15 protein-coding genes are annotated in these 13,521 nt (G+C 64.0%); 12 read left to right on the top strand and 3 right to left on the bottom strand.

Going from position 1 to position 13,521, the window contains the following annotated elements:
• Nucleotides 1-1,254 (bottom strand): flavodoxin-dependent (E)-4-hydroxy-3-methylbut-2-enyl-diphosphate synthase, encoded by a 1,254-nt coding sequence (ispG, locus tag MESCI_RS06805; RefSeq protein ID WP_164920010.1) that lies wholly within the window; start codon nt 1,252-1,254, stop codon nt 1-3.
• 334 nt (nt 1,255-1,588) lie between these two features.
• Nucleotides 1,589-1,768: a YdcH family protein gene (locus MESCI_RS06800; RefSeq protein ID WP_013529217.1), complete on the bottom strand. Its 180-nt coding sequence runs from the start codon at nt 1,766-1,768 to the stop codon at nt 1,589-1,591.
• Nucleotides 1,769-2,007: 239 nt separating this feature from the next.
• On the opposite strand from MESCI_RS06800, the gene MESCI_RS06795 reads away from it, so the two are divergent.
• From MESCI_RS06795 to MESCI_RS06755, 9 genes are all read left to right on the top strand, one after another.
• Complete coding sequence (locus MESCI_RS06795; protein ID WP_013529216.1) at nt 2,008-2,211, top strand: YdcH family protein; 204 nt, start codon at nt 2,008-2,010, stop codon at nt 2,209-2,211.
• Nucleotides 2,212-2,575: 364 nt separating this feature from the next.
• Nucleotides 2,576-3,565 (top strand): TIM barrel protein, encoded by a 990-nt coding sequence (locus MESCI_RS06790; protein WP_013529215.1) that lies wholly within the window; start codon nt 2,576-2,578, stop codon nt 3,563-3,565.
• Between the two features lie 41 nt (nt 3,566-3,606).
• Nucleotides 3,607-4,659, top strand: a complete 1,053-nt coding sequence (locus tag MESCI_RS06785; RefSeq protein WP_013529214.1) for a sugar ABC transporter substrate-binding protein — start codon at nt 3,607-3,609, stop codon at nt 4,657-4,659.
• Nucleotides 4,660-4,727: 68 nt separating this feature from the next.
• Nucleotides 4,728-6,242, top strand: coding sequence for a sugar ABC transporter ATP-binding protein (locus MESCI_RS06780; protein ID WP_013529213.1), 1,515 nt, complete (start codon nt 4,728-4,730; stop codon nt 6,240-6,242).
• A gap of 12 nt (nt 6,243-6,254) precedes the next feature.
• Complete coding sequence (locus MESCI_RS06775) at nt 6,255-7,223, top strand: ABC transporter permease (protein ID WP_013529212.1); 969 nt, start codon at nt 6,255-6,257, stop codon at nt 7,221-7,223.
• Nucleotides 7,220-8,095 carry a MurR/RpiR family transcriptional regulator gene (locus MESCI_RS06770; RefSeq protein WP_013529211.1) on the top strand — a complete coding sequence of 292 codons (876 nt, stop codon included), beginning with the start codon at nt 7,220-7,222 and terminating at the stop codon, nt 8,093-8,095. The genes MESCI_RS06775 and MESCI_RS06770 overlap by 4 nt, the downstream gene beginning before the upstream one ends.
• Nucleotides 8,092-8,985 carry a ribokinase gene (locus MESCI_RS06765; protein ID WP_013529210.1) on the top strand — a complete coding sequence of 298 codons (894 nt, stop codon included), beginning with the start codon at nt 8,092-8,094 and terminating at the stop codon, nt 8,983-8,985. The genes MESCI_RS06770 and MESCI_RS06765 overlap by 4 nt, the downstream gene beginning before the upstream one ends.
• Nucleotides 8,986-9,087: 102 nt before the next feature.
• Nucleotides 9,088-9,585 (top strand): 5-(carboxyamino)imidazole ribonucleotide mutase, encoded by a 498-nt coding sequence (gene purE, locus MESCI_RS06760; protein WP_013529209.1) that lies wholly within the window; start codon nt 9,088-9,090, stop codon nt 9,583-9,585.
• On the top strand, nt 9,582-10,661 hold the full coding sequence (locus tag MESCI_RS06755; RefSeq protein ID WP_013529208.1) for a 5-(carboxyamino)imidazole ribonucleotide synthase: 1,080 nt from the start codon (nt 9,582-9,584) through the stop codon (nt 10,659-10,661). The genes purE and MESCI_RS06755 overlap by 4 nt, the downstream gene beginning before the upstream one ends.
• 6 nt (nt 10,662-10,667) lie before the next feature.
• Here MESCI_RS06755 and MESCI_RS06750 read toward each other — a convergent pair whose 3' ends face one another.
• Nucleotides 10,668-11,090 carry a lysozyme inhibitor LprI family protein gene (locus MESCI_RS06750; RefSeq protein ID WP_013529207.1) on the bottom strand — a complete coding sequence of 141 codons (423 nt, stop codon included), beginning with the start codon at nt 11,088-11,090 and terminating at the stop codon, nt 10,668-10,670.
• A gap of 240 nt (nt 11,091-11,330) precedes the next feature.
• Here MESCI_RS06750 and ykgO point away from each other — a divergent pair, with 240 nt between their 5' ends.
• The 3 genes from ykgO (at nt 11,331) to MESCI_RS06735 (ending at nt 13,482) form a co-directional block, all read left to right on the top strand.
• Nucleotides 11,331-11,456, top strand: coding sequence for a type B 50S ribosomal protein L36 (ykgO, locus tag MESCI_RS06745; RefSeq protein ID WP_006203764.1), 126 nt, complete (start codon nt 11,331-11,333; stop codon nt 11,454-11,456).
• Between the two features lie 112 nt (nt 11,457-11,568).
• Nucleotides 11,569-12,174, top strand: coding sequence for a tetratricopeptide repeat protein (locus MESCI_RS06740; RefSeq protein ID WP_013529206.1), 606 nt, complete (start codon nt 11,569-11,571; stop codon nt 12,172-12,174).
• A gap of 243 nt (nt 12,175-12,417) precedes the next feature.
• A complete protein-coding gene (locus MESCI_RS06735) occupies nt 12,418-13,482 on the top strand; it encodes an alpha/beta fold hydrolase (RefSeq protein ID WP_013529205.1) in 1,065 nt (354 codons plus the stop codon).
• The last annotated feature ends 39 nt before the right edge of the window (nt 13,483-13,521 follow it).

Here is a 13,521-nt window from a genome sequence, read left to right as displayed (position 1 = left end):
CTACTCTGCCGCGGCCTTGCCGCCGCGACCGAACCGCTGTTCGATATAATCGGCGACCATTTTCTCGAAATCCGCCGCGATCGACGGTCCGCGCAGCGTCGCCGCCTTCTTGCCGTCGACGAAGACTGGCGCCGTCGGCGTCTCGCCGGTGCCGGGCAGCGAAATGCCGATATCGGCATGCTTGGACTCGCCCGGGCCGTTGACGATGCAACCCATCACCGCGACCTTGAGGTTCTCGACGCCGGGATATTTGTCGCGCCACACCGGCATGTTCTTCCTGAGATCTGCCTGGATGTTCTGAGCGAGCTCCTGGAACACGGTCGAGGTCGTGCGGCCGCAGCCGGGACACGCGGCGACGATCGGCACGAACTGCCTGAACCCCATCGTCTGCAGCAATTCCTGCGAAACCTGCACCTCGCGCGTGCGGTCGCCATTCGGCTCCGGCGTCAGTGAGATGCGGATGGTGTCGCCGATGCCTTGCTGCAGCAGGATGCCCATGGCGGCCGACGAAGCGACGATGCCTTTCGAGCCCATGCCGGCTTCAGTCAGGCCGAGATGCAGCGCATGGTTGGAGCGGGTGGCGAGTTCGGCATAGACGGCAATCAGGTCCTGCACGCCGCTGACCTTGGCCGACAGGATGATTTTCTCGCGGCCAAGGCCGATCTCTTCCGCCATCTCGGCCGAGAGAATGGCCGACTGCACGATCGCCTCGCGCATCACCTCTTGCGCCGTCAGCGGAAAACCCTTGTCCTGGTTGTCGTCCATCAGCCGGGTCAAAAGCTCCTGGTCGAGCGAGCCCCAGTTGACACCGATGCGCACCGGCTTGTCATGCCTGATCGCCATCTCGACGATGTCGGCGAACTGCCGGTCCTTCTTGTCCTTGAAGCCGACATTGCCGGGGTTGATCCGATATTTGGCCAGCGCCTCGGCGCAGGCCGGGTGATCGGCCAAGAGCTTGTGGCCGATATAGTGGAAATCGCCGACCAGCGGCACGTTGATGCCAAGCCGCCGAAGCCGCTCATGAATGCGCGGTACGGCGGCGGCACTCTCGTCGCGATCGACGGTGATGCGCACGATCTCGGAGCCGGCCCGGTGCAGTGCTGCGACCTGCGCGACGGTCTGGTCGATATCGGCCGTGTCGGTGTTGGTCATCGATTGGACGACAACGGGCGCGCCGCCGCCGACGACCACGCCGCCGACATCGACGCCGACCGAGGTGCGGCGGGGGAAAGGAGAGGAAAAATATCCGGTCATGCCGGCAGCCTTTTGTCTCTGGAGCATCTTGTGTCCTGCATGGGCGCACAACGACGCCCCGGGCCGATGCGCTGAGGTCCGGGCATGAGGTGGAGGAGCAAAGATGGCTTGTCAATGGCGACAGGTCGCCACTGGCCGGAATCGGCACGCCGCCAACGACCAAAAACAATCGATGATCTGGCGAACGGGCGACAGCCGAAGCGGATATTAAGCCGGGTGCAAGTCCAGCTTCGGCTGACAGACCGGTGCTGGGAAATCAAACCCCTCCACGCCGGCGGCGGGGAGCCGCCGGGAAAAGAGGCCGCGGATACCGGGCGGCTATGTCAGGAGGGCATCAATGCGTGGTCGGTTTTCCTCTTAGTTTTTCAATCTCGTCCTTGAGTGCCAGCTTGCGTCGCTTAAGATTCACGATTTCGAGGTCGTCGACCGATGGATGATTCATCGCGTCATCGATTTCACGTTCGATGTCGCCGTGTTTCCGCTGCAACTCATCAAGATGGGATGCAAGAGACATGATTGGTTCTCCCTTTCATGGTTTTCCTCGATTGCAACCGTCACGGCGCGTCCACCGCAGGTTCGCTTCTGTGACGGCACGGTGACAGTGTGTCACCTTCCGCGGGCGATGTCGAATGATCCGTGGTAGCATTCCACGACACTGTGAAATGTGATATGGGCTGCACGCCGGTGACAAAACATCCGGCCCCGCCCAATCAGGCCCAGCTTTGGGCGCCGCAGACGTGCAGACGGTAGAGAATGTCCGATCAGGAACAGGCCGATATTCGCCTCGAATTTTCCCGCCTGAAGCAGGAACACGCCGATTTCGATGCAGCCATCAACGCGATGATCGCCATGGCCTGCGATCCGCTGCAGATCCAGCGCATGAAGAAGAAGAAGCTGTTCCTCAAGGACCGGCTGATGGCGCTGGAAGACAAGATCATTCCCGACATTATTGCGTGAACGATGTGATGTGCTGATCCCGCTCGAGCGCCAGGCAGCGGCGATCTGCATCTCCCTGCGCGGTCGTGTGACGGTGCCTTTGGCCGGTCAATCGTTGGGCTCTTTTTCGCCGGTGCACTAGCCGCGACGGCGCGTCCTGCCGGGCGATCTCGCACATGGAGCACCTCGAACTCGACGGCTTCGTCGCACGCTCTCGGTCAGTGATCCCACCGTTCTGACGGATTGTCCGGCGACGCCGCTGGGAAACCTGCGCCTTCGCGCGGCTCAGCCCCGGCCGTCGACACAGCTCACCGCCCGCCCCTCAAAACAATAACTTTACAAATATTTGTATTTATGTGAAGTCATGACGATTGAAGGATCGACCATGACAGCCACTCGTTTCGCCACGCGCCTGAATTCCTTTGCCTCGCGGCCGCAGGCCGAATGGCCTGATCTTACCGGCAAGCCGTCGCTGCTGCAGATGGCGGCGCGCGCCGCCAAGGTCGGCGGGCTTACCGATCTCGACCTCAACTTTCCCGACCATGTCAGTGAAAAGCCTGCGGAAATCGCCCTCAAACTGAGCGATCTCGGGCTTTCCATCAATGGCTTTGCCATGCGCTACTACTCCAACCCCGCCTTCAAGCTCGGCGCCTTCACCAATCCGGATCCGGCGGTGCGCCGCGAGGCCATCGACCTGACCAAAGCCGGGATCGATGCCCTGCGTGAGGCCGGCGCCAGCCTGATGACGCTGTGGCTCGGCCAGGATGGCTTCGACTACGCCTTCCAGGCCGACTATGCGACGCTTTGGCAACACGAAATCGATGGGATTCGTGAAGTATCCGCGCATGATCCCGACTGTCAGATCAGCCTTGAGTACAAACCGAACGAACCACGCTCCTACAGCCTGATGCCGGATGCGGCGACGACCTTGCTGGCGATCCGCGATGTCGGCGTGCCCAATCTGGGCGTCACCCTCGATTTCGCCCATGTGCTCTATGCCGACGAACAGCCGGCCTTTGCCGCGGCCCTGGTGGCGCGCCACAGCAAGCTGCTCGGCGTGCATCTGAACGACGGCTACGCCAAGCGCGACGACGGCCTGATGGTCGGCGCGGTGCACACGCTGCAGACCATCGAGCTGCTCAGGCAGATTCGCCGCGACGGTTACGCCGGCGCCATCTATTTCGACACGTTCCCCGACATGACCGGGCTCGATCCGGTGCGCGAGTGCGAAGTCAACATCGCCACCGTCAAGCGCATGCTGCGCGTCGTTGACCGGCTGGAGCAGGACAATCGCCTGTCCGCCGCCATGGACAGCCAGGATGCGGTGACGTCGCAGGCCATCATCCAGGAAATCATGCTCGGGCCGGATAGCTGAGGCATCCGCACCATTATCGTTTTCAACAAGGGAGGAATACAATGAAACTTCTGCTTGCCACTGCTACCGCCGCACTGATGGCGCTGTCGATCGGCTCTGCCTTTTCGGCCGACCTCGCGCCGCTCAATTCCGACACGGAAAAGGACCGCATCGACTGGTCGCAGGTCGAGGCCAAATTCGGCGCGTTCCCCAAGCTGCCCGAAGGCACCAAGGCAGGCGCCGTCTCCAAGACGCTGACCAATGAATACTGGCGCTCGCTGGGCGAGGGCTACACGGCATTCGGCGCCAAGGTCGGCGTTCCCGTCGTCTATCAGGCAGCGCAAAGCGAGGGCGACCAGCTCGGCCAGCTCACCATCGCCGAAGGCCTGGTGACGCAGGGCTACAACGTGCTGCTCGTCTCGCCGCAGACGGATGCCAATCTGCAGCCGATCATGGAGCAAGCCAAGGCCGCCAACGTGCCGGTGGTCAACGTCAATGACGCCGTGATCCCGCAGGCCGAACATTATGTCGGCAATGTCCAGCGCGACAATGGCGTGCGCGTCGCCAAATGGTTCATCAAGAACCGTCCGGATGGCGGCAAGGTCGCCATCGTCGAAGGCCAGGCTGGCGTCTATGCCGCCGTGCAGCGCACCGACGGCTTCAAGTCGACCATCACCGAGGCAGGCAAGTTCGAGGTCGTCGCCAGCGTTCCCGGCAACTGGGACCGCCAGACCTCCTATGATGCGGCCACCAACATCCTGCAGCAGCACCCCGACCTGATCGGCTTTTATGCCAACAATGACGGCATGGCGCTCGGCATCGTCGAGGCAGTCAAGGCCGCCGGCCTGCAGGACAAGGTTGCGGTCTTCGGCACCGACGGCATTTCCGACGCCTATGCCTCCATACGGGCCGGCGAACTGACCGGCACGGTCGACAGTTTCCCGGTGCTGACCGGCGAAGTGGCGTTGGAAACTGCTCTGCGTCTCGTCGCGGGACAGAAGCTGCCCCGCGTCGTCGCCACGCCCCAGGCACTGATCACCAAGGACAATGCCGACCGCTATTCCGGCGGCGGCGCGCGCAAGGCACTGCTCGAGGACGCGGCTGCGGGCCAGTAAGGCCAATCGGCGAGTGCCGGCCAGAGCAATTCGCTCCCGCCGGCACCGTTGCCCGGAGATAGAACCCAATGTCACCCCGGCTGCAATTCCAGGGCATTTCCAAGCTGTTTCCGGCCGTGCGGGCGCTTGACGGCGTGTCGTTCTCGGTAGGTGCCGGTGAAATCCACGGCCTGCTCGGGGAAAATGGCGCCGGCAAGTCGACGCTGCTGCGCATCCTGTCTGGCGTCTACAGGCCGACAGCGGGAAGCGTCCTCATCGACGGCAAGCCGGTTACACTCGTCAACCCGGTCGCCGCACGCGCTGCGGGCGTCGCCATGATCCATCAGGAATTGCAGCAGGTACCACGCCTTAGCGTCGCCCAGAACATGTTCCTAGGCCATCCGCTGACGCGCGGCGCCATCTTCGTCGCCCGGCGCGAACAGGAGCGCCGTGCTGCGGAGGCTCTTGCGGCCATCGATCCCTCCATCGATCCGGCTGCACCCCTCGGTACCCTGAAGGTGGCGCAGCGGCAGATTGTCGAGATCGCCCGCGCGCTGCTCGATCGCGCCCGCATCGTTGCCATGGACGAGCCGACATCGAGCCTGACGCCGAGCGAATTCGAACGGCTGGCGCAAGTCATCACCGGCCTCGCCCGCGACGGCGTCGCCGTCGTCTATGTCTCGCACAAGCTGGACGAGGTGTTCGGCATCTGCCGGCGCGCCACCATCATGCGCGATGGCGTCGTCGTCGATTCCGTCGATCTGAACGACCTGTCGGAGAAAGCGGTCGTGGCGATGATGGTCGGCCGCGAACTGGCGCAGGAGCAGCATAATTCCCATGCCACGAACAAGGTCATGCTGAGCGCGCGTGGCCTCTCCTCGGCGACGAAGGTGCGCAACGTGTCGTTCGATCTGCATCGCGGCGAGGTGCTGGGCATTGCCGGCCTGGTCGGTTCCGGCCGCACTGAACTGCTGCGGCTCTTGGCCGGCGCCGATCGCGCCACGGCCGGGACGATTGCAATCGACGGCAAGGCGGCACGGTTCTTCAGCCCGCGTGACGCGATTGCCGCCGGCGTCGGACTGGTGCCGGAGGAGCGCAAACGCGAAGGCATCGTGCCGCTGCGCTCGATCACCAGCAATATGGCGCTGGCCTCGATGGCCGTGTTCGCGCCGCGCGGCCTCATCGATCACGCCAGGTTGAAACAGGTGGCGGCCGAGAAGATGAGCCGCGTCAATCTGCGCCCATTCCTGCTCGACCGGCCGATCCGCCTGTTCAGCGGCGGCAACCAGCAGAAGGCGATCATCGGCCGCTGGCTGGCGGCGGGAACACGCATCCTCTTGTTCGACGAGCCGACGCGCGGCATCGATGTCGGCGCCAAGGCGGAGATCTATCATCTGATCGAGGAACTCGCCGCCGAGGGCCATGCGGTGGTCGTCGTCTCCTCCGAACTGCCCGAGGTGATCCGGCTTGCCGACCGCGTGTTGGTCATGCGCGACGGCACCATCGCCGCCGAACTCGATAGGGCAAATCTCTCAGAACAGGCGATCGCGGCGCACGCCATCCCGCAAACGCAAACGCCGGCCGCACAGCCGGCAAGGCAGTAGTAGGTGACGGATATGTCGGATGCCACTCTGGTGCGGCCCCAGGCCGAATTCCTGCGCGGTGTTTCCATGCGCGACGCCGGCACGCTGATCGGGCTTGTCGTGATCCTGGCCGTGTTCGGCGCGCTGGTGCCCGGCTTCTTCGCCGAGCGCAACCTGATCAACATCCTGCAGCAGTCGAGCATCAATGCCTGTCTGGCGCTGGGCATGACGCTGGTCATCATCTCCGGCGGCATCGACCTGTCGGTCGGGCCGACGGCGGCACTCTCGGCCGTCATCTCGGCCTCTATGATGGTCGCCGGCGTGCCGTTTCCGCTGGCCATCGCCGCCGGCTTCGCCATTGGTCTTGCCTGCGGCCTCGTCAACGGCGTGCTCGTCGCCCATGTTGGGCTGCAGCCCTTCATCGTCACGTTGGGAACGCTCAGCACCTATCGGGCACTGGCGCTGATCTACACCGGCGGCAATCCGGTCCTCGGCCTGCCCCCAGGCTTTCGCGCCGTCTTCAACGGTTCGCTGTTCGGACTGCCTCTGGCGGTCGTCATCGTCGCCTGCGTGGCTGTCGTCGCCTGGGTCGTTTTGAAGAAGACGCCCTTCGGCGAATATCTGCTCGCCGTCGGCGGCAACGAGGAGGCGGCCTACATCGCCGGCGTGCCGATTGCCCGCACCAAGATCGCCGCCTACATGATCTCAGGCCTGCTGGCGGCGCTTGCCGCGCAGATCCTGATCGGCCGGTTGGGCGCCGCCGAACCCATCCTCGGCAATCTCTGGGAGCTCGACGCCATCGCGGCTGCCGCCATCGGCGGCGCCTCGCTGATGGGCGGCAAGGGCAGCGTCGTCGGCACCATCCTGGGCGCCGTCATCCTCGGCGCCATGCGCAACGGTTTGACGCTGATGAACGTCCAGTCCTTCTATCAGCTTTTGGCAACTGGTCTTATAATCCTCGCCGCGATGCTTATCGATCGCGTGACGAGGGGGCGTGGATGACCTTGAGCGGGCTGGACCTGAAAGCGGTAGGACCGCGCATCCGCATGATGATGCCGCATCTCACTCCGCTGGAGGCGAAGGTGGTGGAAACCGTCTTCGGCCGGCGCGGCTTCGACGAGAGCATTCCGCTGAAGCAGATCGCCGAGGAATCCGGCGTGTCCGAGGCGATGGTGGTCAAGATCGCCAAGAAGCTCGGCTTTTCCGGCTATCGCGACTTCCGCACCGCCGTCTATGAGTACAGTCGCCTGCCGACCGCCGAGATGCACCAGGAACTGTCATCCGACGACAGTTCGGCCGAGATCGTGCAAAAAGTGTTCCGCACCTCCATCCAGGCGCTGGAGGAGACGCTGGCGATCCTCGACATCGAGGATTTCGACCGCGCCGCCGAGCTGCTCTTCCGTGCCAAGAACCGGGATTTCTATGGCGTCGGCGGCTCGGCGCAGATCGCGCGCGACGTTTCGCACAAATTCCTGCGCATCGGCATCCGCGCATCCGTCTACGACGATTCGCACATGATGCTGATGTCGGCCTCGCTGCTCGGCGGCGACGACATCGCCGTCGGCTTCTCGCATTCGGGCAACACGTCGGCCGTTATCGACGCCATCCAGTTGGCTCGCAAGAACGGTGCCCGCACGCTGGCCATCACCAATTACGACAACTCGCCCCTGGCCGCCGTCGCCGATATCGTTCTGTGCTCGACCGCGCAGGGTTCGCCGCTGATGGGCGAGAACGCAGCGGCCCGCATTGCCCAGCTCAACATTCTCGACGCGTTGTTCGTCGCGGTGGCGCAGCGCGACTATCAGGCGGCGGAGCGCAATCTCGGCCGCACCATGTCGGCGGTGACATCGAAACGAAAAGACCGGGGCTCATGACGACAACGCCGCTGGTGACCGTGTTCGGCAGCCTGCATTACGACATTATGGTCGACGCGCCCGACCGCCCGCGCAAGGGCGAGACGGTGACCGGCCATGCCTGGCACCCCAAATGCGGTGGCAAGGGCGGCAACCAGGCCGTCTCGGCGGCGCGGGCCGGTGTGTATGCGGCGATGATCGGCGCCGTCGGCGACGATGATTTCGGGCGGGCGTTGCTGGCCAATCTCGATCGCGCCAAGGTCGACCGCCGCTTCGTGCGGGTGGCCGCTGGCGCCGGCTCCGGCATGAGCGTGGCGATCTTCGACCAAGGCGGCGACTATGGCGCGGTGATCGTCTCGGGCAGCAATCTGGCACTGGGCCATGCCGACAGTGCCTCTGCTTCCGATGTGGTGGGACAGACGGCGGTGCTCCTGCTGCAGAACGAAGTGCCGGAAGCCGCCAACATTGCCGCCGCACGCGCAGTCAAGGCACGGGGCGGTCGCGTCGTGCTCAACGCGGCCCCCGCGCGCAAACTCTCCGAGGAGTTGATCGCCCTGGTCGACATATTGGTGGTCAACGCCATCGAGGCGGAATTCCTGGCTGGCACGGCAGTGGTCGAGACACTCGACGGGGCCGCGCAAGCCGCACGGCTATTGGCCGATCTCTATCCGGTGGCAATTGTCACGGCGGGCGGCGAAGGTGTCGCCTGTTGCGACCGGAGCGGCGAGGCCTTTGCGCTGTCCGCCATCCCGGTCAAGGTCGCCAGCACGCATGGCGCCGGCGATGAATTCGTTGGCGCGCTGGCCGCGGGACTTGCCCGTGGGCAGACCATGCGGGCGGCCATCACCGCCGCCAACGCGGCTTCGGCCTTGCTGGTCTCGACGCCAGAGGCCGAGCGCGACGGCATCTGACCGGCTGGTTTCCGTCTTGCCAGACCGCAGCAGCGGCCGCCTATCCTTGCGGCCTCGCGCGAATTCCGCTAAGGCGCGCCTTTGTCGCCGGGGAACACGGACTTGGACGATCAACGCGCCGACGTCGCCATCATCATGGGCAGCCAGTCCGACTGGTCGACGATGCGCCATGCCGCCGAAACGCTGGAAGCACTTGGCATCCCGCACAAGCGGCTCATCATCTCCGCGCACCGCACACCGGACCGGCTCTATGATTTCGCCAAGGGCGCCAAGGCGGCCGGTTACCAGGTGATCATCGCCGGCGCCGGCGGTGCAGCACACCTGCCCGGCATGACGGCGGCGATGACGCCATTGCCGGTGTTCGGCGTGCCGGTGGAATCGAAAGCGCTTTCCGGGCAGGATTCGCTGCTGTCCATCGTCCAGATGCCAGCCGGCATTCCCGTTGGAACGCTGGCCATAGGCAAGGCTGGAGCCGCCAACGCAGCCCTTTTGGCCGCCGCCGTGCTGGCCCTGAACGATGACAGCCTTGCCGTCCGTCTGGATGCCTGGCGCGCCGCGCAGACTGCCAAGGTCGCGGCTGAACCGACGGATACGCCGTGAGCCTGCCCGCCGGATCGACCATCGGTATCATTGGCGGCGGCCAGCTCGGCCGCATGCTGGCTGTTGCTGCCGCCCGCCTCGGCTACCGCACCGTGGTGCTGGAGCCGCAAGCGGATTGCCCGGCCGCACAGGTCGCCAACCGGCAGATAACAGCCGCCTATGACGACCCGGCCGCCCTTGCCGAACTGGCAGCGTCGAGTTCCGTCATCACCTACGAGTTCGAGAACGTCCCGGTCGCGGCGGCCAGCGCGCTGGCGGCCAAGGTTCCGGTCTATCCGCCGGCGCGTGCGCTGGAAGTGGCGCAGGACCGGGTGGACGAAAAAACATTCCTCAACGGCATCGGCATTGCCACCGCCGATTTCCACGCCGTCGACAATGATGACGAGCTGGCGGCGGCGCTGAGAGCATTCGACGGCAGCGGCATCCTGAAGACCCGGCGCATGGGATATGACGGCAAGGGCCAGCGCGTCTTCCGCAACATGGAAGCCGGCGGTTTTGCCGGCACATGCGAGGCGATGGGCAATGTGCCGCTGATTCTGGAGTCCTTCGTGCCGTTCGAGCGCGAGATATCGGTGATCGCGGCGCGTGGGCTGGACGGTGCGGTTGTCGCCTACGATCCAGCCGAGAATATCCATCGCAACGGCATTCTCCACACATCGACCTTGCCGGCCGCCATTATGCCGGAGACGGCGCAAGCAGCCCGAACGGCCGCATCGAAGATCCTTGCGGCGCTCGACTATGTCGGTGTCATCGGCGTCGAGTTCTTCGTGCTGGCCGATGGCTCGCTGCTGGCCAACGAGATCGCGCCGCGCGTGCACAATTCCGGCCATTGGACGGAAGCCGCCTGTGTCGTTTCGCAGTTCGAGCAGCATATCCGCGCCATCGCCGGCCTGCCGCTCGGCGGCCCGGACCGCCATTCCGACTGCGTGATGGAAAACCTGATCGGCGACGATGTGATACGCGTCCCGGAGCTTCTCGCCGAGCCCGATCTGATGCTGCATCTCTACGGCAAGGCCGAAGCGCGGCCCGGCCGCAAGATGGGTCATTTCACTCGGATCAGACGTCGCGCCTCATAAGGTTGCCTACTGCGCGTCGTCGCTCTCGTCCTGCCCTGTATTGGCGCAACTCCCATCGCCTTCCTCGCAATTGGCCGCGGCAGCAAGCTGCTTGACGCGGTCATTGGTCAATCTGGTCAGGCATTGCGAAACTTCCATCGAATGGATCGACCCGCCTTCGCTGGCGGCGGTGGAATGCGCGCACTCGGCATCGCGAAAAGTGATCCAGGCGCGTTGCGCCACCTGCAGCAATCTCTTGCCGTTGGCATCGTCCGAGCTGATGAGGTTCTGATAGGCCGTGTTGAGCCTGGCGTCGGCCGCCTGGTAGTCCTCGCCGGCACAGATGTTCATCATTTGCTGGCTGTCGTCGCTGCGGTCGCATTCCTGCGCGCGCGCAACCGAAGCTGCCGCCAGCAGGACAAGGCAGGCGGCCAGGAACATCCGGCGCATAGTCGTCTCCAAATCATTTCACGGCGACCGCATCATCCCAGCCGGCCCAGGGCCGCGCAATGCCGCAAGGCCGACATGGCGGATAATTGATGACAGGGATGATTCACAGCCGCTATGGAGCACGCTTGCGGTTGACAGGGACAAGGCTCCTCGTTTATGAGCCACCCACAGTTCAAAGGCGCGTCTTCTGGCGCGCCTTAAAATTTCGACCCAACCGGGTCCACACCGACAGGCAAGACCATGAAGATCAAGAATTCGCTCAAGGCGCTGAAGGCGCGTCACCGCGACAACCAGCTGGTTCGCCGCAAGGGCCGCATCTACATCATCAACAAGACCGCCCCGCGCTACAAGGCACGTCAGGGCTGAGTTTTCGGGCAGGAGGCTGTTGCCTCCGCCCATTTGATGCTTGTCGCCGTCTGCCGGCCTTTTCACGCCAAATTCAGTTTGACGTTCTCTCGCCCGGGACTAGAGTCCGGCGATGCGGATTCTTTTTGCATTTTTGACATCTCTGCTTGTTTCCGGCGTCATTTATGGCCCGGCATGGGCGGATGGTGCTGTCGCGCCGCCGTCCACTCAGGATGCGCCGCCCGCCCCAACGACGAAACAAGCCCGCCTCGATCAGCTGTTCAGCGACTTGAAACGCGAACGCAACGAAAAGGCGGCGGAGCGCATCGCCGGCAACATCTGGAGCGAGTGGTCGCAATCCGGCAGCGCCTCGATCGACCTGATGATGCAATGGTCGCAAAAAGCCGTCGAGGGCCAGAAGTTCGACGTCGCGCTCGATTTCCTCGACCAGGTGGTGACTTTGCAGCCTACTTATGCCGAAGGCTGGAACCGACGTGCCACCGTCCATTTCATGATGAAGAACTACGGCAAGTCGATGTCCGACATCGACCATACGCTGCAGCTCGAGCCGCGCCATTTCGGTGCGCTGTCCGGCCTGGCGCAGATCATGGCGCTGACCGGCCACAAGCAATCGGCGCTCGAGGCCTGGCAAAAGGTCCTGGCCATCTATCCGATGATGCGCAGCGCCCAGGACCAGGTCGGCACGATTTCGGAGGAACTTGCCGGTGAAGGCATCTGATTGCTCTAGGGGAGTAAGGGAATAGGGCAGTAAGACCGTAGGGGCAGATCGCACCTGCGGAACACACACCCTACTCCCCTACTCCCCTACTCCCCTACTCCCCTACTCCCCTACTCCCCTACTCCCCTACTCCCCTACTCCCCTACTCCCCTACTCCCCTACTCCCCTACTCCCCTACTCCCCTACTCCCCTACTCCCCTACTCCCCTACAACTTACCCCCCTCCACCTCCGTATCTTCCCCCATGAACCTGATCTACGCCGCCCTTGCCTTCCTGATGGCGCTTGTCTTCGGCTTTGTCGGCGTCACCCGCGTCGGCTCATGGCTGATCGAGCGCCGCGATCCGCCGCTCGGCGAGTTCGCCGACATCGACGGCGCCCGCATCCACTATGTCCATGTTCCGGCACCCGCCAACGCCGAGCTGCCGCCGATCGTCTTCATTCACGGCGCCAGCGCCAATCTCAGGGACCAGATGCTGCCGCTGCGTCCCTTGCTCGAAGGCCGCGCCGAAATGCTGTTCTTCGACCGGCCAGGCCACGGCTGGTCGGGTCGCGGCACCCATAACGAGAACCCGTCGGCGCAGGCCAACACCATTGCCGCACTGATGGACCATCTCGGCATCAGGAAGGCTGTCATCGTCGGCCATTCCTTCGGCGGCGTGGTGACATCGGCCTTTGGCCGCGAGCATCCAGACAAGACACTTGGACTGGTCTTCCTCGCACCGGCGACCCATCCATGGCCGGGCGGCGCAACCGCCTGGTACTACGATCTGACCACCATTCCCGTGCTCGGCTGGCTGTTTTCCGAAACGCTGACCTATCCGGCCGGTACACTGCAGATGGCCGACGCCACCACCTGCGTTTTCTCGCCCAACAAGGTGCCGGACAATTATCTGGGAATGGCCTCTATCCCGCTGGTGCTGCGACCAAAAGCCTTTCGCGCCAACGCCACCGATGTCGCCGGGCTCTATCGCTATGCCCTCGACGCCGCACCGCGCTACAACGAGATCAAGGCGCCAACCGTGGTCATTTCAGGCGATCGCGACAAGGTGGTCTATGCACATATCCATTCGGTCGGTCTGGCGCGCGACATAGCCGGTGCCGAACTCGTCTGGGTGCACAATCTCGGTCACAAGCCAGACTGGATCGCGCCCGACCTGACCGTCGGCGCCATCGAGAAGGTCGCCGGCAAGAATATAGACCTGCAGGCGATGGCCAGGACCGTGGAGGCGCGCATCGCCGGCGACGCCTACGGCGCCGGCAGATGCGCCGATATCAAGGTACCGCAGGCCGAACTCGCGCCGACCTAAAGCGGGTCGCCCGAACCGTTCAGAGCCGACACGCTTTAG

The sequence above is a fragment of the Mesorhizobium ciceri biovar biserrulae WSM1271 genome, from assembly GCF_000185905.1.
Classification (GTDB): domain Bacteria; phylum Pseudomonadota; class Alphaproteobacteria; order Rhizobiales; family Rhizobiaceae; genus Mesorhizobium; species Mesorhizobium ciceri.
This window is presented reverse-complemented; position numbering and strand designations above follow the sequence as displayed.

What these genes read in the sequence shown, in the direction of transcription:
- ispG (WP_164920010.1), bottom strand. Translation starts at nt 1,254, where the DNA reads ATGACCGGATATTTTTCCTCTCCTTTCCCCCGCCGCACCTCGGTCGGC.
- MESCI_RS06800 (WP_013529217.1), bottom strand. Translation starts at nt 1,768, where the DNA reads ATGTCTCTTGCATCCCATCTTGATGAGTTGCAGCGGAAACACGGCGAC.
- MESCI_RS06795 (WP_013529216.1), top strand. Translation starts at nt 2,008, where the DNA reads ATGTCCGATCAGGAACAGGCCGATATTCGCCTCGAATTTTCCCGCCTG.
- MESCI_RS06790 (WP_013529215.1), top strand. Translation starts at nt 2,576, where the DNA reads ATGACAGCCACTCGTTTCGCCACGCGCCTGAATTCCTTTGCCTCGCGG.
- MESCI_RS06785 (WP_013529214.1), top strand. Translation starts at nt 3,607, where the DNA reads ATGAAACTTCTGCTTGCCACTGCTACCGCCGCACTGATGGCGCTGTCG.
- MESCI_RS06780 (WP_013529213.1), top strand. Translation starts at nt 4,728, where the DNA reads ATGTCACCCCGGCTGCAATTCCAGGGCATTTCCAAGCTGTTTCCGGCC.
- MESCI_RS06775 (WP_013529212.1), top strand. Translation starts at nt 6,255, where the DNA reads ATGTCGGATGCCACTCTGGTGCGGCCCCAGGCCGAATTCCTGCGCGGT.
- MESCI_RS06770 (WP_013529211.1), top strand. Translation starts at nt 7,220, where the DNA reads ATGACCTTGAGCGGGCTGGACCTGAAAGCGGTAGGACCGCGCATCCGC.
- MESCI_RS06765 (WP_013529210.1), top strand. Translation starts at nt 8,092, where the DNA reads ATGACGACAACGCCGCTGGTGACCGTGTTCGGCAGCCTGCATTACGAC.
- MESCI_RS06750 (WP_013529207.1), bottom strand. Translation starts at nt 11,090, where the DNA reads ATGCGCCGGATGTTCCTGGCCGCCTGCCTTGTCCTGCTGGCGGCAGCT.
- ykgO (WP_006203764.1), top strand. Translation starts at nt 11,331, where the DNA reads ATGAAGATCAAGAATTCGCTCAAGGCGCTGAAGGCGCGTCACCGCGAC.
- MESCI_RS06740 (WP_013529206.1), top strand. Translation starts at nt 11,569, where the DNA reads ATGCGGATTCTTTTTGCATTTTTGACATCTCTGCTTGTTTCCGGCGTC.
- MESCI_RS06735 (WP_013529205.1), top strand. Translation starts at nt 12,418, where the DNA reads ATGAACCTGATCTACGCCGCCCTTGCCTTCCTGATGGCGCTTGTCTTC.